This is a genomic window from Pseudoalteromonas luteoviolacea CPMOR-1 (genome assembly GCF_001625685.1).
Classification (GTDB): Bacteria; Pseudomonadota; Gammaproteobacteria; order Enterobacterales; family Alteromonadaceae; genus Pseudoalteromonas; species Pseudoalteromonas luteoviolacea_K.
Genome location: NZ_AUYC01000030.1, coordinates 15,050 through 37,478, shown reverse-complemented (window position 1 = coordinate 37,478; position 22,429 = coordinate 15,050). Strand labels below are relative to the sequence as shown.

17 protein-coding genes are annotated in these 22,429 nt (G+C 42.9%); 5 read left to right on the top strand and 12 right to left on the bottom strand.

Going from position 1 to position 22,429, the window contains the following annotated elements:
* Window positions 1-86: 86 nt before the first annotated feature.
* The 3 genes from N473_RS12610 to N473_RS12600 all read right to left on the bottom strand — a co-directional run bounded on the left by N473_RS12610 (window position 87) and on the right by N473_RS12600 (window position 1,958).
* Window positions 87-437, bottom strand: a complete 351-nt coding sequence (locus N473_RS12610) for a hypothetical protein (protein ID WP_155735599.1) — start codon at window positions 435-437, stop codon at window positions 87-89.
* Window positions 438-668: 231 nt separating this feature from the next.
* Complete coding sequence (locus N473_RS12605) at window positions 669-1,307, bottom strand: DJ-1/PfpI family protein (RefSeq protein ID WP_063368217.1); 639 nt, start codon at window positions 1,305-1,307, stop codon at window positions 669-671.
* Between the two features lie 72 nt (window positions 1,308-1,379).
* Window positions 1,380-1,958: a hypothetical protein gene (locus N473_RS12600; RefSeq protein ID WP_063368216.1), complete on the bottom strand. Its 579-nt coding sequence runs from the start codon at window positions 1,956-1,958 to the stop codon at window positions 1,380-1,382.
* A gap of 648 nt (window positions 1,959-2,606) precedes the next feature.
* Here N473_RS12600 and N473_RS12595 point away from each other — a divergent pair.
* Window positions 2,607-5,189 (top strand): M1 family metallopeptidase, encoded by a 2,583-nt coding sequence (locus tag N473_RS12595; RefSeq protein WP_063368215.1) that lies wholly within the window; start codon window positions 2,607-2,609, stop codon window positions 5,187-5,189.
* A 318-nt stretch (window positions 5,190-5,507) separates the two neighbouring features.
* Window positions 5,508-6,422 (top strand): formylglycine-generating enzyme family protein, encoded by a 915-nt coding sequence (locus N473_RS12590; protein WP_081221144.1) that lies wholly within the window; start codon window positions 5,508-5,510, stop codon window positions 6,420-6,422.
* A 16-nt stretch (window positions 6,423-6,438) separates the two neighbouring features.
* Here the strand turns inward: N473_RS12590 and N473_RS12585 are convergent, their stop codons facing one another.
* Window positions 6,439-6,618, bottom strand: coding sequence for a hypothetical protein (locus N473_RS12585; protein ID WP_063368214.1), 180 nt, complete (start codon window positions 6,616-6,618; stop codon window positions 6,439-6,441).
* A gap of 28 nt (window positions 6,619-6,646) precedes the next feature.
* Window positions 6,647-6,814, bottom strand: coding sequence for a hypothetical protein (locus N473_RS26220; RefSeq protein ID WP_155735598.1), 168 nt, complete (start codon window positions 6,812-6,814; stop codon window positions 6,647-6,649).
* 139 nt (window positions 6,815-6,953) lie between these two features.
* Between N473_RS26220 and N473_RS12580 the strand changes: the two genes are divergently transcribed.
* Complete coding sequence (locus N473_RS12580; protein ID WP_081221142.1) at window positions 6,954-7,865, top strand: formylglycine-generating enzyme family protein; 912 nt, start codon at window positions 6,954-6,956, stop codon at window positions 7,863-7,865.
* Window positions 7,866-7,889: 24 nt separating this feature from the next.
* Here N473_RS12580 and N473_RS12575 read toward each other — a convergent pair whose 3' ends face one another.
* Both N473_RS12575 and N473_RS12570 read right to left on the bottom strand, forming a co-directional pair.
* Window positions 7,890-10,697: a hypothetical protein gene (locus tag N473_RS12575; RefSeq protein ID WP_063368213.1), complete on the bottom strand. Its 2,808-nt coding sequence runs from the start codon at window positions 10,695-10,697 to the stop codon at window positions 7,890-7,892.
* Window positions 10,698-10,916: 219 nt separating this feature from the next.
* Window positions 10,917-11,552, bottom strand: coding sequence for an ABC transporter substrate-binding protein (locus tag N473_RS12570; RefSeq protein ID WP_063368212.1), 636 nt, complete (start codon window positions 11,550-11,552; stop codon window positions 10,917-10,919).
* Between the two features lie 241 nt (window positions 11,553-11,793).
* Between N473_RS12570 and N473_RS12565 the strand changes: the two genes are divergently transcribed.
* On the top strand, window positions 11,794-12,315 hold the full coding sequence (locus N473_RS12565; protein ID WP_063368211.1) for an acyloxyacyl hydrolase: 522 nt from the start codon (window positions 11,794-11,796) through the stop codon (window positions 12,313-12,315).
* A 35-nt stretch (window positions 12,316-12,350) separates the two neighbouring features.
* Here N473_RS12565 and N473_RS12560 read toward each other — a convergent pair whose 3' ends face one another.
* Genes N473_RS12560 through N473_RS12545 form a run of 4 tightly spaced genes read right to left on the bottom strand, consistent with a single transcriptional unit; the run spans window position 12,351 to window position 19,125 of the window.
* Window positions 12,351-13,358, bottom strand: coding sequence for a zinc-binding dehydrogenase (locus N473_RS12560; protein ID WP_063368210.1), 1,008 nt, complete (start codon window positions 13,356-13,358; stop codon window positions 12,351-12,353).
* A gap of 38 nt (window positions 13,359-13,396) precedes the next feature.
* Entirely contained in the window at window positions 13,397-14,815 is a 1,419-nt protein-coding gene (locus tag N473_RS12555) for a TolC family protein (protein ID WP_063368209.1), read from the bottom strand.
* 2 nt (window positions 14,816-14,817) lie between these two features.
* On the bottom strand, window positions 14,818-17,946 hold the full coding sequence (locus N473_RS12550; protein ID WP_063368208.1) for an efflux RND transporter permease subunit: 3,129 nt from the start codon (window positions 17,944-17,946) through the stop codon (window positions 14,818-14,820).
* Between the two features lie 9 nt (window positions 17,947-17,955).
* Complete coding sequence (locus tag N473_RS12545) at window positions 17,956-19,125, bottom strand: efflux RND transporter periplasmic adaptor subunit (protein WP_063368207.1); 1,170 nt, start codon at window positions 19,123-19,125, stop codon at window positions 17,956-17,958.
* 124 nt (window positions 19,126-19,249) lie between these two features.
* On the opposite strand from N473_RS12545, the gene N473_RS12540 reads away from it, so the two are divergent.
* Entirely contained in the window at window positions 19,250-20,197 is a 948-nt protein-coding gene (locus N473_RS12540) for a LysR family transcriptional regulator (RefSeq protein WP_063368287.1), read from the top strand.
* Between the two features lie 66 nt (window positions 20,198-20,263).
* Here N473_RS12540 and N473_RS12535 read toward each other — a convergent pair whose 3' ends face one another.
* Window positions 20,264-22,324: a winged helix-turn-helix domain-containing protein gene (locus tag N473_RS12535; RefSeq protein ID WP_063368206.1), complete on the bottom strand. Its 2,061-nt coding sequence runs from the start codon at window positions 22,322-22,324 to the stop codon at window positions 20,264-20,266.
* Window positions 22,325-22,429 lie beyond the last annotated feature (105 nt).

The following is a 22,429-nucleotide window of genomic DNA, read 5'->3' as shown; positions in this document are numbered from 1 at the left end:
CACGCTTTACGTTTAACTCTTTCAACACCCTATAAATACTTTATCGAAATTTCGAACAAATTCTCAGTTTTTATATAGTTATTAACTTATTTAAATGGCAATCGAAATACTAGACTTAATTCCTGAGACTTAGAGTCACATGCGATATGACGTGATTCATTAGAAATCAGTTTATATTGTGTTTTTAAAATCATTTCTTTAACGACTTGTAGAGGTATATCTTCAGGGTATACTTCTGCAATTTTTATTTTGCTAACTTTAGAATGCCCTATGTCCGCTTGGAAAGTGACATACCCATTTCTATCTGACGAAGAGTAATATTTATCAAAAATTGGTTTTGCTTGTTTGACAACATAGACATTCACATCATCACTACATGGCCTACAAGCCAAGGAGAAAGGGCTAAAAAATATCAAAAGTACGAATATTATTCTCAACTTTCACCTTCAACATCATGCTCTAATATGAATCGAAAAAACATGGCTAAACTTTGCAAAGATCAACTTCAAGCTTGCTTACGTCACTGTACCCATAATAAAACATAAAGAAAAGAACCTATGTAAAAACTAAATTAGAGGCAGTAAATTAAAGTGTTTGGTAACACAACGCTGAAGCCTTCACATAGCACTTTAAATACTCTATCCATCGTAAAGTATAAATGCCACACATTAAAAATGATTCTTAGCCGCTAAGTTATGTAAATTCTCCAATTCTGCTGATTGAATAGTTGTATCAATGAGCGCTTCAAAAATTTCCAACTGCCCAGCCGGAATCAATTGATTTTGTATGGCCCTTCGTTTGCGTGAGTCAAACAATCGTTCTGCCAACCAGCCAATTAAATACATCAATGAAAGACAACCTCCAGCAGTAGCTATGTTACCTTGTACAACCAAGGGTAGGTCCTGAACATCCCCTCCCAAACTTTGCAGAGCACGCTTGGCATCTGGGTTCGTCGTTAACGGCTTACCTTTAAGCAGACCAAGTTCATGAAGGATGAATGAACCCGCACAAATCGACCCAATTAGCTGATTATTCGGGTCAAGGTTTAACGCTGACATAAATTCACAATCTTTCATGGCGGCGGGTATACCGCGTTTACCGCTGGTTATAAGGACTACATCTTGACTCGTAACCTCTGACACATGTCCGTCAGTCTTAACTTTCATACCGAGATGAGAATAATGCTCAGGCTGGGTTCCCAGAATACTAACAGTCCAACTATCAGTTGTTCGCCCAAGCAAGTCATACATAAGAAAAAAATCTACATCGGTAAAATCATCAAACAAAACAACGCCAACTTTATACATCAAACTTCATTCCTTTCGCTGATCTGCAACACTCTCTAAACCTGCTCGTACAGCAAGGCGCTTTCCCTTGCATTACTTTGTACGTTTGGCAGATATTGCTCTTCTATTTAATTCGCTAACCAAGGCACTTATAGAAGACTTCATTTGTGGCTCAAACAACAATTCAGACTCAGTCGCATCGTTATTTCTTATTTGAACCCGTATTAATCCCCGGTTTGTCATAACATGTTTCACCTTGACGATATCTTTTAACTCTACTCTTTGTTGTTTATTATTTTTTATGAATAGCAAAGCGTCACCTTCATCATAAACCGCATCGGATACGTTCCAATAAGCCAACTTAAAAAAAGCAAACCCAAAAACCACCACAAAAACAGGTGTAATTATTAACTGCACAGTCTCATCGAACAGGAGTGATGAAGAAAAAATAGCTGGAGGCAATACAAAAAACATACTAAAAATGCGAAAAATAGCTTTATTATATATTGCAGAAAGTTGCTTATTTTGGGTAGCTGACTCTAGCTTTTCTTTCTCTAAAATTAACCTATCGATTTCCTTTGCAATTTTGGGGTACTGCTCTCGGTCTACAGCCTTGGCAGACAGATACAACTCATCAAGAGAGTATGTAGTAAAATCAATTTTTCGAGTCATATACTCTCGCTTGTTTTATATGCTCTATCGCTCTCAAGCACCAATCTCTTTCAGGGAAAAGCACATTCGTACACTAAAATAACCTTACATAATTAGCCTAAAATTCGCAATTAACGTAAACTTATACTGAGCACAATTTAGAGGAAGAGCGGACGCTCCCTCACGCCAAGTACCACCTTTGTGTCTAAATCCACCTCAAAATGTAAAGGCCCACCCTTTATTGCAAGCCACTTTCCGCCTCACTCTGCCCCAACAGGCCAGCACATAAATTAATCAAAATTACATAATTTAATTTATAATTTACCCTAAAAAACAAAGTATAGTAGATAAAAAATAAAATTGACGAAAAATAAAATGGGTAGGCACATGTTTGGAGGCATTACCCCAGCTCAGTCGATGGCAGTCTATTGGTGCAAATGAAAGTGCACACGAATACACATACTTTGAAAAAACCTGTTACATAATAACTTAATTTTCACCTGCACTTCCCACCATTCCCAAAGCCAAGCATAGCCAATACAAAACAATAACTTAACCATGATTCTTATTTGAAATGTAACTCTACTTTAAATCTTAACGAAAGAATTGACTTTTAACTTTGTCCCGATTGTGTAGATAATTGGGCATGACAACAAAAAAGGACAATTAATGTTTAAACCTACTCTCTTATCTACGGCTATTTTTCTTTCTTTTACTGCTTCAGCCAATATGAGCGACGACTACCGCTTAGCCAAGGTTGCCAAGCCAATACAACAACATGTTAGTTTGGATGTAGACCCTGCTAAAGAGCGTTTTTCTGGACAGACCGTCATTGATATTCAAGTCTTAGAAGACACGAAATTTATTGAATTAAATGGGCTCGATTACGCCATTGAATTTGCCAAACTACTCGGTGATAAGCAGTGCGACCTCAAAGATACGATGTTAAAGACGGGTAAAGTAAAACTCGCTTGTGACACACTGATCCCAAAAGGGGAATACACCCTAAAAATTGCTTTCGATGCGCCTTATAATCGTCAAAGCGTTGGCCTTTATAAATCAATAGATAGAGACGTACCATACCTGTTTACACAATTTCAAATGAGTGACGCAAGGCGCGCCTTCCCTGTGTTTGATGAGCCAGAATTCAAAATTCCTTTTCAGCTCACCATTACCGCGCCATCTTCACAAAAGGTTTATGCAAATACCCCCGTCATTAAGACCAGTTCAAGCGATGGGAAAACAACGCACTACTTTGACAAAACGCCCCCTCTGTCATCTTATCTAGTCGCACTGGCTGTGGGGCCTTTTGAAGAAGTGCCCGTTGAAAAAATGTCAGTCCCGGGCAATATTGTGACGCCACATGGGAAAATTGGTATTGCTCACTCTGCAGTTAAAGAAACGCCCAAAATCCTTCAAGCATTAGAGCAATACTTTGATATTCCTTATGCGTACAAAAAGCTAGATCAAGTTGCTCTACCAGAGTTTCCTTATGGTGCGATGGAAAACGCAGGGTTAATTACCTACCGCGAAGAAATTCTACTTATTGATCCCCTTACTCAGCCTCGTAGTGAGTTCGATACACACCTATACGTCATTGCGCATGAACTCGCGCATCAATGGTACGGTAACTTAGTAACCTTGAAGTGGTGGAATGACATGTGGCTAAACGAAGCATTCGCCACTTGGATTGGTGGAAAAATGGTCACCAAATTATACCCTGAGCTAGAACGAGATTTATTGTTGCCACAACACAGCGCCATGTTGAGAGATGCCTTGGTCACTACAAAACCGATTCGTAAGCCCATAAACAGTTCAGATGATATTATGGATGGACTCGGCCTTGCTTACTCTAAAGGCAGTGCTGTGCTAACCATGGTGGAAGAATGGATAGGCCATAAAGTATTCCAGCAGGGTATGCGAAATTACATCAAAAAATATGCCTATAAAAATGCAGAAGCAAAAGATTTATGGTCTGAACTTGAGGCGGTTTCTAAAAAAGATGTACCGGGAGTTTTAGATTCTTTTGTCTCACAATCTTCCTTTCCGTTAATCGATTTTACTCAGTCAGGTAAAACACTCACTTTGAGTCAGACTCGGTTTTTACCTAAAGGTCAACAAGCCAAAGCGCAACTTTGGAAGGTGCCCGTCTCTATCAAGTACGGAGATAACAAAGGGAATGTTGCCACTAAAAGGATACTGTTAACTCAGCAAACTCAATCAGTTACTCTCGATTTTGAGCCTACCTGGGTTTACCCTAATGACAACGCCATTGGCTACTACTTATGGTCCATGCCAGAAGTACAATATCAAGCGGTGTTGGCACAGGCAGATAAAGCTTTAAACACACGTGAAAAGCTCTCTTTGATAGAAACAGCCAAGCAACTGATGGATGCAGGGAAAGTGAATGCCTACACCCTGCTCGCGTCTCTAAACACATTCACTAATGATCCCCATCCAAAAGTTGCTGCCAATGCATTAAAAGGGATCGTCAGTAATATGCGCACCTTTGAGACAGAGAAAAATCAATCTCAGTGGCAAGCTTTAGTTTCTCAAAAAGTATCTGATGTCATCGAACGATATGGCTTCGAAAGACAAACTGGAGAAGCTGACACCGTTTCCGAGTTAAGAGCGATAGTATTCAAACTGGCAGCTTTTGAAGTACAAGACCCAAATATCATCGCTGAAGCACAAAAGCAAACAACGCAGTTCTTTAAAGACCCCAGTAAAGTAGACCCTTATCTAACCAACACGTACCTTGAAATAGCGGCTTACTTTGGCGATCAGGCACTACTCAACCAATTTAAATCAACCATTGAACAGACAGCCGTGCCCAGTGTCCGTGTAAAATTATTATCTGCTCTTGGTTACTTTAATCAAAAGGATCTTCAGTCCCAAGTACAAAGCTACTTGTTAACTGATAAATTAACAGCATCAGATACGCCTTCAGTACTGCTAGGGTTAAGTTATCGACCAGAACGAAAAGCAAAAATGAACCAGTGGATTTTTGAAAACTTTGAGCAAATTACACAACGAGTTCCGCCATATGTGGTTGCTTATCTCCCCTATATTTCAACGCAAAAATGTCAAATGAAAGGTTTTAACGATATTAAGTCATTCTATGAATCGAAAGTAGAGGCATTCCCAGGGATTGGCAAAAGCTTACCCACAGCAGAGCTCAGATTAAACTCTTGCGTATCTTTACAAAAAAGAGAACTCGCCTCTGCTGAGCGGTTCTTAAAACAACTATAAACATCATATTGAGTAATAGGGGGCTTACCCTATTACTCAATTCTGTTGACACCCTATGCCACTTTGTGGAGGAGTTACAACAGCATCAGAATCGAGAAACAAAATCTCTTTTGGGTTAAGCCTTATAACTTGGCCAAAGATAAAAACACGCTGAACAGATGGAAAAATCACGATATTGAGTATTTAAAATTATCTCCCTATACACCTCCAATTAATACCTCACGCCTAAACCTCATACTTTATAACGATTCACTTTCTCCTTTACCCTGTCCCTGATATGCTAGTGCATAAATTAATCATACTAAGGATAAGTAATTAATGATTAAAAAAATCTTAGACAAAACCGCTTTTAATTTACAGCCCTATCGGACTAAACAACTCATACTCGTTCCACTGGCCAGCATGTTACTCGGTGGCTGTGATGAGATTGCTCAACGCATCGACAAAATCACGGGGGAGCAAGACAAACAAATTCAGGCCTTGATTGCGCGTACCAAAGCGCAGATGGTTTTTGTTGAAGGCGGTAGCTTTATGATGGGAGATGGCGGTGGGCCCGACGATTTGCCTTGGACCATCGCGACTGATAACAAACCCGCACACAAGGTCACATTAACTAGCTACTCTATGGGTGCTTATGAAGTCAGCTATGGGGACTTTGATTTATACACTGCGGTACATAATCTCCCAAAAACAGTCTGGGACGAATGGGACAAAAACGAAATTTGGCGAGGGCCCGAATATCCAGCGGGCGTGAGCTGGTATGGCGCAAAAAACTACTGTCTGTGGTTAGCTAAGCTTACAAATTTACCCTTTGATTTACCCACTGAAGCGCAGTGGGAATTTGCCGCACGTAATCGAGGTGAGAACCTATTCTTTGCTACTAATAACGGACAATTAGAACTGGGAATAAATTTCTCTCCAGCAACAAGTCCGGCAAGCTTTTATATCAGCGGTACCTACCCACCAAACCCTATGGGTTTTTTTGATTTAAGCGGAAACCTCAATGAATGGGTAAACGACTGGTGGGCAGAGGATTATTACCAAAACTCTCCTGAACATAACCCTAGAGGACCAAGCACAGGCGAGAAAAAAGTCATGCGTGGTGGGATGTTTTTAGAATCTCCCGGAGCAAGTAATGTGTATATTCGACAAGAGTCTGATGAGCTCGATATTGCATATCGCGCAACTGGGTTTAGATGTGCCTTGAATCAATCGCAACCTTTAGATGATTAGGCACACCTTTAAATTACTATGCTGTTGCGCTGAATGGCTCTGACTTCACCATTGCCACCTCTACAGAGCCCTCTTTAGCACTGAATGGCAGCTGGCGCTGCCATGCATCAAACTGGGCCTGTTGAGAGAAATCTAAAATACTATTTAATTGGTCTAGCCCCTCTTGCTTGGAACAATTTGTCCCCCCTTCACCCATATGCCGCATTACCTTGTTGAGTTCATGCCTACACAATACGTGTTTCAAAAATAACTAAGATGGCATTTTCTCTCTGCTCATTAAATCCTGACCAACTGTATGAGTCTGTATCAAAATAACTCGCCAAATTACTATTAGCTAAGGCATTTAAAAAAGCGCCTTTGGCCTCTGGCGGTGTAAAAATGGACAGGCACATTTTTGAGGCTCCATTAGCCCCCTCTTTAATCAAAAAAGTCTAAGCCTCAAACCTCATACTTTATAACGATTCACTTTCTCCTTTACCCTGTCCCTGATATGCTAGCGCATAAATTAATCATACTAAGGATAAGTAATTAATGATTAAAAAAGTCTTCGACAAAACCGCTTTTAATTTTCAGCCCTACCGTAATAAACAACTCATACTCGTACCTTTCGCAAGCATATTGCTGGGTGGCTGTGAGGATCTTGGCCTGCGCATCGACAAAATCTCGGGGGAGCAAGACAAACAAGTTCAGGCCTTGATTGCGCGCACCAAAGCTCAGATGATTTTTGTTGAGGGTGGTAGCTTTATGATGGGAGATGGCGGCGCACCCGATGGATTGCCATGGACCCGATTTACTGATAACAAACCCGCTCACAAGGTCACATTAACCAGTTACTCTATGGGTGCTTATGAAGTCAATTATGGGGACTTTGATTTATACACTGCGGTAAATGATTTACCTAAAACCATGTGGGATAAAAAGTGGAAACGTGAGGCTATTTGGCGCGCGCCTGAATATCCAGCTGGGGTACACTGGTATGGTGCGAAAAACTATTGCTTATGGATCGCGAAACTCACTGGGTTGCCCTTTGATTTACCGACTGAAGCACAGTGGGAATTTGCCGCACGTAATCGAGGCGAAAACTTATTTTTTGCAACCAATAACGGGCAGTTAGAGCTCGGTGTAAATTTTGCACCTTCAATCAGCTCAAAAAGCTCTGCCATTAGCGGTACATACCCACCCAACCCGCTTGGATTTTATGATTTGAGTGGCAATATGATTGAGTGGGTTAACGATTGGTGGGCAGAAGATTATTATCAACACTCTCCTGAACATAACCCTAAAGGGCCAAGCACTGGCAATCAAAAAATCATGCGAGGCGGAACATTTATGGAGTCCCCCCGCGGAAACAATGTCTATTCTAGACAAAAAGCTGCGGAGCTTAATTTAAGTTACAGAGATCTTGGCTTTAGGTGCGCCCTAAATCAATCATTACCAATTTGATTGAGAAACGCACCGTTTTGATTACTATGCTGTTACACTGAATGGCTCTGAATGCAACATGGCAACTTCTACAGAGCCAGCTTTCGCACTCAGGGGTAATTGCCGCTGCCAAGCGTCAAATTGGGTTTGTTGGGAAAAGTCGAGAATCCCATTTAATTGGTCCAATCCTTCATATTTTGAACATTTTTCCCCGCCTTCTCCCATATGCTGTAAGACCTCGTCGAGTTCATGCTTACATAGTATATGTTCTAAAATGATCAAAATCGCATGTTCTCGTTTTTCACTAAAACCAGACCAACTGTATGAGTCTAAGTCTAAATAACTCGCCAAATTAGTATTTGCCAATATATTTAGAAATGCGCCTTTTGCTTCTGGTGCTGAATATTTGATAAATTCAGGCCTCATTAAAATCCGTTCAGCTAACAATTGAGCGTTTTTTTGATCTAGAATTGTGTTTCGCCATACAGTATCTACTTCACGCACTGTATTGTACAAAAAGCTTACCATGTTAGTTCCTGTATATATATTAAGCATAATCGCCTTGTAAAGCACTTCAAACGCCAATGGTTGAATAAAAGACAAATAATCATAGTCTTTATTTTTCAGCTGATGATATACAAATTGGGCCAACGTTATTAGTTCGTCACCACCCACTTCGCAGACGAATTCACCTCCCACACCAACACCCCAGACTAGGCTAGCTTTCAACTTCATCAAAAACTTGCCCGCATCATATTCAATATAAAAAGCTCTACTCGCCCCAAGGCCAAGTGACCCCGTTATTTTTGAGCCAAATTTTGCTAAATCACAAAACCCTGGTCTTTGTTTCTTTTCAGGGTTATCCCATTGCAATGCGCCAGAAACTTCGCCCCCAACTGACACTCCGGCAAAGACTTCAACGCCTAATTTGACAGGGATAAATTCTTGGTCAGCTTTTTTGATGGCGCTGAGCTCTTCATCGCTCAGTGCGTTTAACATCATCTTCCCTTGTGTATAGCTATACCCCAAATTGAACGCTGCTTGCAGATTGGCACCTGCATAACCCGTTACTGCCAATGACATATTTAGCCTTAAACGCCCAAGGTTAACTTCGGTTTTCGCACTGCTATTTTTCAGCGGCATCATAAATTTTACTTCATAACCGTGCTTACTCGGTGCATAGCCCCGTAATTGTGCTTTCCCTTCAGCCACAGCAAAGTCTGCTTTATAATCCCCTTGCAAAGCAAACACCCCATCATTTTTACTAAATTTTAGTGCAATGCTGGCCCCGTGAGTAAAGCGCATCAACCTAGCATCTGCGCTGGCATCAAAGTAGTCGCTTTTTTCAAACCCTTTAATACTTAAATTTTTATTCAACTCTTTAGCCCAGTCACCCCATATCGTGACGTTGTTTTCAATAAGCTTAAAGTCAAATTTAAAACTGGTTTTAAGCTTGGTTAAATCATTTTTAAGGGCTTGAACGAGTTTATTTTTATCAAGCTCTCCTTTGTCATTGCTAAAACGTCGGCCATCGCGAATATCCGTGTCAATTTTATATTTGCGTGTGTGGTTCGCCACTTTATCACTGAGCACATAGGTATATTTATTGCCCTTATAGCCAATAATTTCCGTAAGTTTATTTACCCCTGGCCCCATTACCAATGGCTTAAGAGCCTTGTTCAAGTCCTGTTTAGCGTCGATCATTTCACTGGTAAAACCGTCACCGACTGGCGCTTTTTTCTGCCCAGCAATACACTGCTTTAAGTTTTCAATTAAGGGGTTGAGCTCGGCTCTTTGCGCATCTAAAATATCCGCCAGTGACTGGGTGACGGCAACAAAACTATGATCCGCGGGGATATAAATAATATCTACAATTTGTTGCTGTTCATTTGACTCAACAACCGAAAATTGAATGCGATGACTTGCGCCATCCGCATTAGCGTTGAGCTGGTACTCGCCTTCAATAAGCGGCAAAGCAAGCGTGTACTCATACCCCGTATCAGGCTGATACTCACCATCAATGCGTTCTAACTCTGCGTGCATAGTTCCGGATGTTGGCCCTTGCCAACTAACTTCAACAGAACGACTGTTATAAAACTGACCTTTCACTAGCACATCATAGCCAGTATGTACTTTTATGGTGTCACCGGGTTTAGGTGGTTTTTTGGCGGTAATTTGTGGGTAGTTAAAGCCATATATTCGGCCAGTGTCGAGTGTCCCTGTGTACAGGTCCACCACACTTTCAACGGTTTCACCGGGTCGCATCACATGGTGCGCAAAGCGCTTTTTAGTTTGCGCACTTTGCTTTAATACCAAGGCTTGCGCGTCTTTTGGCTGACTGATGATCACCGAGGGGGCAATGGTATCTGCATTTTTCTGCTGATTTTCAATGTGCTCTTTTGGCAGTGCGCCAGCGGCGACCGCCGCTGCATCTGATTTAAACATCGCGCTTGTCGGCTTGGCCGGCGCACCTGTTACGACTTGGGTTGATAAGCTCACGGGCGGTTTTTTAATAAACGCATACGTATCCGCTGATTGACTTTGTAACGCGGTACTAATTCGCTGTGTGCTGTTTTTATTAACACAATACAACTGTTTGTCAGCGTGCAAATCAAATCCGGTATGCCAGTATCTTGCTGAACTGACCGGTACACGTATGTAGTTTGAATAGTGAGGCTTAAGCCCAGTTAAAATATCATTGGGTACACCCCGCATGGGTAATTCACAATAAGGGTTTGGCGGCGCAGGTTCGGCACTCAATACAGGGTTGTCTTGCGCTGGTAAAAAGGGGGATAAATGTTGCTTGTCTTGTTCGAGTTGCCCCAAAAAGTGCTGCTGTTTTAACAACGTCATGAAAATGCTTCCTTGTAAATTTGGCTGCCAAAAAACCGGTATGGCTTGGCAGTGTAAAGCACAAAAAAACCTTTTCATAGAGAGGCAACGAGGGCAAAAACACCGACAATTTGCCCCTTTGCAATAATTGTTCAAACCCACGCTTACCTACTACTTAATTCGTAAGGCCTGCACACCTTGTTGCGCAAGTTTGTTAACCTTTAAGGTGCAACAATCTTTTTAAATATTATTTGCTTGCGCTTGTCTTAGCTCATGATTTAACTGCTCAAAACCAATTTCACTGATTTTTAATACCAAGCTTTGGCGTTTAACACTTAACTGCGAAACATGGCGAGATATCACATCATATACGCGCCAATGACCTTGCGTGTCTTGTTTAAACTTAAAGATCAGTTGCGAGTGCTCTCGATTGGGCTTATTTATATCAATGGCCGCCTCTGCAAACTTTCGGCCTTGGTTAGTTTGTAAAGACTGCAACGACACATCAGCGCCTTTATAATCCACCAGCACTTGGGCATACATATTTACCAATTGTGACTCAATCAGCTTGGTAAACTCAGCGGTTTGTTGTCTATCTAAACCGCGAACATGCTTACCTAATAATTTTAAAGAAGAGAACTCCAAATCTAAATGCGGCACAAACTGTGCGTTAACGACTTGCATGGCAAACGTATTTCGCTCATTGACAGGCAAAAGAGCCAATTGCTCAGTGGCTTGTTTAAACTGTAAGCTCAAACCTTGTGCTAATACATCTAGCTGACTAGCAGGTTGATTATCACTTTGACTGTGTGCAGAAAAACTTAGGCCGAATATCAATACTGCCATTAAGGCAAATGCTGAAAACCAAGTGCGCATTGTGTTGCTCTCTTTTGCTGTTAAGGTGCGATTAAGGTAAGTGTACACCTCCTTTACAGTTGAAAAAGTCAACAAAATAGCAATTAATTGATGCCGATAATGCACAAATTAAAAATTAACTGAAAAACCAAACACTTACATTAGTGATGCCAAATCAGCACCAATAAATTGCTTTTTAGTTTCTATTTAGACATAAAAATAACGCGCACAATAACGCAAATTCTCTATTGAACCACGCGTTATGAAACACTTATCAGGCTTACTTTTATCTATGGTCATGTCAGGATCAGCCTTGGCTAGCTCACCTCATGGTTACGGAGTACATTATATTCATGGAGAAGGTGATGTACGGGGCGTAAAGCTTGCCTATCAGTACCATACAAAATCATGGCTGCCCGACAATTGGCATCATGTTGATATGTATTTTGAGTCAAGCGTCAACTTTTGGCGTTTTGGTGACAGCGGCAAGTACGACCAAAACTTTGTCTTAGCCGTATCTCCGGTGCTCCGATACCCAGTCATGACACTCTACAACAGACCTCTTTCCATAGAGTTTGGTATAGGTTTGGCACTACTTGAAGATACTGAGTTTGCAGGAAAAAACGTGAGCACCCATTACCAGTTTGAAGACCGATTAGGGCTCGTTTACAACTTAGGAGAAGCCAATATCGCGATGCGCTATATTCATTATTCTAACGCCGGCTTTAAAAGCCCAAACCCGGGCTTAGACTTTTTATCTCTTTCTTACTCATCCAAATTTTAAACATAAAAAAGCCACAACCTAGGTTGTGGCTTTTTTTATACGTGTTCGATTTTAATCACTGGCCGCTTTTGACACGACGCGGTGAGCAAGCAAGATAAAGTATCCTTGACGGCCTGCGCGTTAAATTCAATGAGTTCTATGTCAGGTACTTTGATCTGACCTGATTTAACATCAGCTAGGAGCTTTTGCCCCATAAAGCATAAGTGCTGCTGTGCACAAAGGTTATTTGCTAGCCAAGCACCACCAATTGACACAACACCAATGTTTGGCGACTTCTCAAACAACAGCTCTTGAGGAATTTCACTAAACCCGTTCAAACAGGCTATGCGGCCACAAAAACGTAAATGTTCTAAATCTGTCACAAACGAGTCGCCGCCAGAGGTATTTAAAATGCAATCAAAACCCTCTGGGCCAATCTCGCGCTTAATTTGGTCGCACACGTTTTCTGACTCACAGTCAAAAGCAAAGTCAGCCCCTAACTTACGCAGTCGTTTATGATGCTCTTTTTGTGCAAAAGCAAAGACTTGTGCGCCCTTTTGCTTTGCGTATTGTATAGCGAAATGCGATACGGCCCCCTGTGCGCTATTGATGGCGAGAGAGTCGCCCTCTTGCAACTTTAACTTCTCAATAGCGAGTAACGCAGCCATGCCAGCATTCGGTAAGATCACCGCCACTTCAGGGCTAATATCGGCTGGCAACTCAGAGACTGCGTGATTAGGTACCACGGCAAACTCTTTTAACATGCCTTTTTGTGCCAAGTTAGCATTAAACAACACTCGGGTGCCCGCTTTTGGAAATACCCCTTTACCAGCTTGGATCACAGTACCAACGGCATCCAACCCTAAAATATGCGGATATTCCCATTGGCTAAACCCATCTCTTGCCATTTTTGCATCTAAGTGATTGAGCGCGACATACTCAATGGCCACGAGCAATTCATTGCTTGTAGGCTCAGGCATGGCGTGTTCACTCATGACTAAGTCAAAATCAAGCCCGTGCGAACGTAATTCAAGGGCTTTCATCTTAGTGTGTTCAATAGACATAGTATGTTGTATCTCCAAAAGTGGCGCTGTTGCAGGTATTAAATACTTGCAACCAAAGCCTTAGACCATTGTCCGTTTAGTTCACCATATACACTTACCGACGAGCTAAGTAGCATATTTCTCATGGCCATTTGCGATTGTTGCGCTATTAAAACATCTTGGCGCGCATCCAACAACTCAAGATAGCCCAATTGCCCTTCTTTATATGCTGCGGTTGCTTGCTGATAAGCACTTTCAGCTGCAATCACTTGCTCATGTGCATAATTTAGTTGCACTTTAGCTTGTGACAAGGCACGTAATGAATACTCTGCCTGTGTCAAAACATGGGTTAAGGTTTGGCGGTAGTCATAGTAACTCGCCTCGCTCAGCGCCGCTTGCCTATCTAACTGTGCCAACAACTGAGGGTAACTAAACAAGGACCAACTCAAGGTTGGGGCTACCTGCCAGCTAGATTGGGTGTCATTAAAATTAACCCCTGTTGGGTTGAGCACCCCAGCAAATGCCGAAAAACTAATGTCTGGATATAGCGCTCGCTCTGCACTTTGCGACAGGTAGCTTTGCTGTTTAAGCTTGGCAATTGCACTTTGTACATCACCGCGTTGCAGCAATGCATCTGATGCCGAGTTTACGTTAATGGCAATCGCTAACGCTTCATAACGCGCTTGCTCTAATGCATGTAGACCTAGCTTGTCAGTCGACTTGTTGCTCAACACGGCCAATGTCTGCTCGACTTGAGCCAACTCTCTGGCAATGTGCGGTAAGCGTTGCATGTGCTCAAAATATTGCGACTTGGTGCGATTGAGCTCAAGCTCCGTTGCCACGCCTTCTTTGACACGGATCTCAATAATGGCTATCGACTCTTCCAGTGCTTTAAGTTGCGCTTGAGTTAAGGCCTGCGTTTGCTTCAGCGCCTGCCATTGCAGGTAACTCTGGATGGTCGTTGTGACTAGCTCTCCAGCCAAAGCTTGATACTGACCTTGCTGCGCCTCTGCAGCGGATGCTGCTGCATCCGCCAACTTGGCAATACGACCTGATAAATCCACATCCCATGTTAATGCACCGCCACTATTTAGTGATTCATTAATTGGGCCTTGCAGTCCATTAGTAAGCACTGTGGTACCGCGCTGGCCAGCAAGATTAATATTACCTTGTGGTAAGCGAGCGCGCTGAGCTTCACTTAACCCCGCCATTGCAGCGCGCAAACGCGCTGCAGAGGCTTTGAGGTTTTGGTTGGCAGACATCACATCCACCACCAGCTGATTTAAGTGCGTGTCCTCAAGTTGCTGCCACCAATTGGCTTCGTCAGAATGCGCTACTGTGTTGAGTACCGCTGTGCCGTCAACTTGCGAGTTAAATGCCTGCTGACTTGCAACCACATCTTGCTCGTAGGAGGTGCTTGTGCATCCTACCATTGCAGCAACAGCCAGACTTAAAATAGACAGTTTAATAATGCGCATGTTTATTGCTCCTTTGGCGTTACTAGACGATAAAATACAGGTGTAAATAGTAAGCCAAACACGGTTACCCCTATCATGCCGAAAAATACTGCGTTACCCATGGCTTGACGCATTTCTGCACCCGCGCCTGATGCCAATACCAGCGGGATAACACCTGCGGTAAACGCGATTGAGGTCATCAAAATTGGACGTAATCTTAGTCTACAAGCTTCAATTATGGCCTCTAAATGTGTCGCACCTTGTACGTGCTTGTCTCTGGCAAACTCTACCATCAAGATGGCGTTCTTCGATGCCAGTGCCACCAATACAATTAAGGCAATTTGCGTAAAGATATTGTTGTCACCACCTAGCATATACACACCAGCAAGTGCCGAGAATATCGTCATTGGTACGATTAAAATAATCGCCAGTGGTAAGCGCAAACTCTCGTACTGCGCCGCAAGTACCATGAAGACTAAAACCACAACCAATGGGAACACATACACCATGGTATTACCTGCCAAAATCTGCTGGTACGTGACTTCAGTCCACTCGTACGCCATGCCTTCAGGCAGAGTGTTTGCCAATACTTTTTCAATGGCTTGCTGTGCTTGATCTGAGCTATAACCCGGCGCTGGGCTGCCGTTCAATTCTGCTGTCACATAACCGTTGTAGTGCATCACACGATCAGGGCCTGTGGTTGCCTCAACGGTAACAACTGAACCTAATGGCACCATGTTGCCCGCGGCATTACGCACTTTCAGGTTATTAATTTGCTCTTTTTTCGCTCTAAATTCAGCATCAGCTTGCGCTTTCACTTGGTAAGTACGGCCAAATAAGTTGAAGTCGTTAACATAAACAGAGCCTAAATATACTTGTAAAGCATCAAATACTTCCTGTAATGGAATACCTTGAATGAGCGCCTGCTCGCGGTCAATATTAATGTCCATTTGCGGCACTTGTACTCTAAAGCTGGAGTAAATGCCGGTCAGTGCTGGATCTTGCTGTGCCGCACCTATGGTCGATTGTAGCGCTGCAAACAATGCTTCAAATCCTTGGTTGCCTCTATCTTGAATTTGCAGTTTAAAACCACCGGTTGTGCCCAAGCCTAAAATTGGCGGCGGTGGGAATACCGCAACAAATGCCTCATCAATGGCTGCAAAGCGCATATTCAGCTGCATCGCAATTGCCTGCGCTGACAAGCTTGGGTCATTTCTGTCTGCAAAGTCATCCAGTGGCGTAAACACAATGCCGCTGTTGGTGCTATTGGTAAAGCCGTTTACAGATAAGCCTGGGAATGCAACCGTGTGCGCAACACCCGGCACTTGCAGAGCAATTTCTTGCATCTGTTTAATGACTTCTTCAGTGCGGTCCAAGCTTGCTGCATCTGGTAATTGCGCCACGGCAACCAAGTATTGCTTGTCTTGCTGCGGAATAAAGCCACCTGGTACAGACTGGAACAAACCAATGGTTGAGCCAACAAGTGCAAGGTAAACCACACCAACAACCACACTCATACGAATAAGCTTTTTAACGATGGCTTCGTAGCCTTTTGCACCTTTATCAAATAAGCGATTGAATGGCTTGAATAACCATGCGCCAAATAGCTTATCAAGTATGCGTGTTAATCTGTCTTTTGGTGCATCGTGCGATTTTAACAAAATGGCAGATAGCGCAGGTGACAGCGTCAGTGAGTTAAATGCTGAGATCAACGTCGAAATCGTAATTGTAAGCGCAAATTGCTTGTAGAATTGACCCGATAAACCCGTAATAAATGCCGTTGGAATGAATACGGCACACAGTACAAATGCAATCGCGATAATTGGGCCAGTGACTTCCGTCATGGCAATTTTAGTGGCTTCGTATGGGCTGTGGCCATCTGCAATATTACGCTCTACGTTTTCCACAACTACGATGGCATCATCCACAACAATACCGATTGCGAGTACTAGACCAAATAAAGATAAGGTATTTATTGAGACACCTAACATTTGCATCACAGCAAACGTACCAATCAAAGATACCGGCACCGCAATCAATGGAATAATAGAAGCGCGCCATGTTTGCAAGAACACCACTACCACTACAACTACCAATAGAATTGCTTCCATCAAGGTCATGATAACCGCGTCGATTGAACCGCGAACAAAAACAGTTGGGTCATAAGCGATTTCATAAGTCATGCCCGCTGGAAATGTTTTCTCAAGACGTGCCATGGTCTCACGCACATCATCAGACAGTTCAATGGCGTTGGTGCCCGGACGCTGAAAAATCGGCATTGCAAGGGCTGGCTGGTTATCTAACATTGCACGCAGTGCATAGTTTTCTTGGCCAAGTTCAACTCGAGCAATGTCTTTTAAGCGTGTCAGTGCGCCATTGTCGCCCACTTTAATGATCACACTTTCAAACTCTTCAATGCTTTCTAAACGGCCTTTTACATTTAATAAAATTTGAAATTGGTTTTCTTCAGGTGTTGGCTGTGCGCCCAATGAACCCGCTGCAACTTGTTGGTTTTGCGTACGCAGTGCGTTGACCACATCTGACGCCGTTAAGTTACGTGCAGCCAAAGCGTCTGGGTCTAGCCAAACACGCATTGAGTACTTTGCACCACCAAATAGCTGCAAGTCACCCACACCCGGTAAGCGTTTTAGCTCATCTTTGATATATAAATCAGCGTAGTTTGCCATGTAAGCAGTATCTTGCTCACCATTGGGTGAGACTAAGTGCACTACCAAAGCAAGGTTGGGTGATGACTTTTGAGCTGTGACACCTAAGCGCTGTACCTCTTGCGGCAAACGCGGTAATGCATTGTTCACACGGTTTTGCACCTGTACCTGCGCTTGGTCAAGATCAGTACCTAGCGCAAACGTGACAGTCAACGTTAAACGCCCATCACTGGTGGCTTGCGAGCCGTGATACAACATATTTTCAAGACCATTGAGCTCTTGCTCAAGTGGCGTTGCCACAGTCTCTGCAATGACTTTTGGGTTAGCACCTGGGTATGTCGCGTTAACAACAACCGTAGGCGGCACAACTTCTGGGTATTCACTGACCGGCAGTTGAAACAATGAGATAGCACCTGTGATGATAAAAATCATCGACAGCATGGCCGCAAAAATGGGCCTATTGATAAAAAAGTGGGAAAATTTCATAACGCTCTCTTAGTTTGCCGCACTGAGGAATAAAGAAGGGTCAGACTGTTTTAAAACAAACTGAGTATTTTCAAAAGCTAAACTGACAGAATTCGGGGTAATTGGCATACCTGGGCCGACACGCGCAGGACCATTAACAGCAATGCGATCGCCCTCTTCTAAGCCCGACTTAATGGCACGAAACGCACCATAACGCTCGCCAAGCTCAACCAACCTGTACTGCAAGACATTGTTTTCGTCGATGGTCAGGACAAAACGATTTTTAAGATCTGTACCAATTGCACGTTCAGGCACAATGGCCATTTGCTGTGCATTTTGCGCACCGATTGAAACGCGAGCAAATGCGCCCGGCTTTAAGTGATGCTGCTGTGCATCAAATACTGCACGCACTCGTAATGTGCCAGTATTGGGATTAATTTCGTTATCGATAAAATCAAGTTTACCCGCTACTTGCTTGGTTTCGCCTAAGCGCTGAAGCTGTACTGTGATCTGATCTTGTACAGAGACACCGGCAAATTGGCGGCTCCATGTGCGCTCATCCACATCAAAATATGCGTAAATTTCATCGTCAGAAACAATGGTCGTCAGCTCAGTTTCACCCGCTTTAACATAGTTACCTGTGGTGACAACCGCACGAGAAATAGTGCCGCTGATAGGCGCGGATACTTGGCTGAACTCTAAATCTAACTGCGCGTTTTGCAGACGTGCCTCAATGGCATTTTTGTTTGCAATCGCACTGCGAAGGGTTGCACTGCGCTGCTCTGCCTCTTCTGTTGAAATGGCATTTTGTGCAACCAAACGATTTGCACGCTCTGCTTCACCTCGCGCTTGCTCTAAGCTTGCCTCAGCACTTTTTAACTGGGCGTTTAAAGTATCAATCTGAGCTTGGAAAGGTCTTGGATCAAGGCTAAATAATAACTGACCTTTATTGACGCGCTCACCTTCAGTGAATGCCATACGTTCAATTTGACCGGATACACGCGGCTTAAGTAAAACGCGTTCAGGCGCTTCTAAACGCGTGGTAAATGTGTGCCAAGATTGAACTTGTTCAAGCTCAACGCTTGCTACGTCTATGGTTAAAGGTGGCGGCTGTTGTCCTTGCTGTGCATTGGATTGACCACATCCACTTAAAACAAGGGCAAGGGCCACAGCACTGAGTGTAAAACCTAACTTTTTCATTTGTTGCTCCGCAGAAAATTAATATGCGGACATCGTACGCCTGTTATTAATGACGAAAAATAGTAGTTTTTTAAAAACATTAATGCCAGAATGGCACCAATAAACATTTATAGTGATGCCAGATATGGATACAACCAGTCGATTGATCATGTTATTAGAAGTCGTTGAGCAAGGCTCTTTTTCAAAAGCTGCCGAAGTCAGAAACATAGATCGCTCAGTTATATCTAAACAAATCAGTAAATTAGAAGAGGAGCTTGGTGTACGTCTGCTCAACCGGACTACCCGTTCGTTTTCATTAACTGCCGCTGGCGCTGAAATGGTTAAAAAAGCTGCTGAGCTGAGAGTGCTGCTGCAAGACACAGTGCAAATGGCTGAGAACTATCACCAAGAAGCCCGAGGTTTATTGCGTATCACCTCATCAAGTTACATTGGCAAATACTACCTGCTACCCGTGATCAATGATTTTCAAAAACGTTTTCCGCAAGTCACCATTGAGCTAAGATTAGATGACCGCGTCATCGATATGGTATCCGAAGGCTTTGATCTGGCGTTTCGCGTTGGTGAACCGAGAGACTCCTCATTGATCGCACGTAAAGTGGCACGAAACCGTATGTTGATTTTAGCCACACCTCAGTTTATCGAGACCTATGGTGAGCCAAAAGAAATGTCTGATTTGGCTGAGCTGCCAGCTGCTGCCTACTCAAGTAACCACATCCGTTTTGAGTCCATCAGCTACATTGATGACAAAGGCAAACCTCAAGAGCAGCCTATTACGCCGGTGTTTAAATCTAACGATGGTGAGGCATTACTTGAAAAAGTGCTCTCGCATACTGCATTTTGCACCGCGCCTGCCTTTTTCTTTGCCGATCATATCGATCACGCGCAGTTAGTGCCAATGCTCACACATGTCAACTTACCTGACTATAGCGCCATGTATGCCGTTTATCCGCACCGCGATTTACCGGTTAGAACACGCTTATTTTTAGATGCAGCACGGCATTATATTGGTGAAGCAGTGCCTCGTTGGGAGCATAATATCCCGGGTCTAGATAAGATGTATCTGCCGAAATAAGCTCAATTGATTTATCACAAGTTCACCTTAAAAAGGCTCACTTGTGATAAATGAATCTAAATCATGCTATTCAATCAATACAATTTCTTTTTTCTGAGAGATGCGCTTTACAAACAACAACTGAGTGTCATTGATATCTGAAATCGACGTAATACCGTTATCGACTTGCTTAAGCACTTGGTAAGTATGTTCTTTTAAATTATAACGCCACAACATATTGCTTTTTGTCAGCCCAAATAAACTACCATCTCGCTCAACAAAGCCAGCCTTATGCGTATGCTGATTTAATAGCGCCAAAGCCACCACCTGGCCCTGATTTAAATGCCAAAATTGACCATTTGAATCTTGATAAACTAGCTCATGAGGCTTCAATAGCACTGCATCTTGTATTGCCACTTTAAGCAAATTCTCTATTTCCCCCTCTTCATTTCGAGTTGATAGATGTACTATTGCTTTTTCCTCATAAGCCAATAAAGTATGCGTAAGCAGGTTCGACTGATATACCCCTACGAACCTTTTTTCAGATAACAAGCTTTTATAATTTCCAGTTAAGTCAAAGAGGTACAGCCCTTGGTTAGTCGCAACATATAACTTATTTTCATCAGCGCGCCACTCCACAGACAATGGATATTCCGCACCATTAAATTGTGTCAATCGCCTTGGCTCTCCTCCACTCGACAACCAAACTTGTTTTCTTCCTGAACGCTCAGAGATAAACGCAAGGTGTGCCGTGTTTTGACTCCATTTCCCTTGTGCTTCTCGCCTTGTAGAGCGAACACTGGGTTTTGACTCACCCAGCACTTGGCCATCAACATAAGGCATAGTAATTAAGTCCGAGTCGTAAGTACCGTAAGTGCCCACAATCGCATTGGTATGTGGGTGGAAATTAATGCTGTAAATATCCTGATAAAGGGGCAAGGTGATAGGCTTTACACTGCCATCGAAGTCCAGTTCAAACAAGGATTTACCACTCCCATAAAGCAGCCTTTTTGAATCAGGGTCAAAATTGGGATAAATACGTGAACTGCCATCAAATGACGCGGGAAAATCAATGATATTTTGCGCAACAAGCTCACCGGTGGGTTTTAACAAGCTCAATACTTGCCCTCCTTCTTTGTTAAACCCTATCACGGCCAATAATTGATGAGTGGGTGAATACCTTAATACATATAAATGTAAGTTTTTATCTTCAAAGAGCGTGGCGACTGGATGGTTATTTATATTGTGCAACGCAACACGTAACTGATTGTTTTGCAAATCAAGAGTGGCAAATGAATCTGAAGTTAACCACTGCGGATGATACATTTTGGTCGGCTTACATGCTTTTAGTACATGAGGTGTTTGCGGGCTTTTCAAAGCTTCAGCAAAATTGATTGCCACCAAATCCCAGCAATTTTTTATAGTGCTTTGGTATTCATTGGGCTCGTGCTCACATGCTCGGTTTTGCAAAAAACCCAGCTTTTCTCCATCTGGTGAAAACGTGAACCCCGTGAATTTAGCCCCGCTCAGTGTCAGCTTCATTGATTGCTCACTTGCAAGGTTTTTAGCCCACAGCTCACTCTCGCAACTCGCCAAGTGACGGTAAAATACCAAGTATTTACCATCAGGTGAAAATACCCCCGCACCTTCTTGTACATCACTTGCAGTCAAAGAAGTCAGTTGAGTAAACTCGAGCGTCTCACTCTGCGGCTTTGCAAAATAAAACACACCAATCAAGCTGATAATAAACAATACGATTGCCAAAAAAAGTACAGGCTTTGTGGCTTTCTTTGCATGTGTATGCGCCTTTATTGCTGGCTCGGTTTGTTGTTCGCTCCATAAAACGGCGGCTTCTAAGCTATAGCCTTGCTTTGAGTGCGTTTTAATGATGGCCTGCGCTTTACCGTCATCGCCAAGTGCCTTTCGCAGTTCAGCAATAGCACGCTGTAGTGAATTAGGTGACACAACGACGCTTTTCCAAACCTCGTTAATCATCTCATCATGACTGACCACTTGCCCCTGTCTTTTGGCCAAGCAATATAAAACCGCAATCACTTTAGGCGGCAAGATCTGCGGTTGGTTTTTATAGGTGATTTGATTTCTCGCGGTATCAATAACTCGCTCGTTTATTATTATTTTTTGTCGCACGTATTTTAGCCTAGCTGTTCTTATCAGTGCTCACATATACCCATAGTACAACACAAATAAGTAATAATTTCATGAAGATATCAAGAAAATTTCAGGTCGATTTCA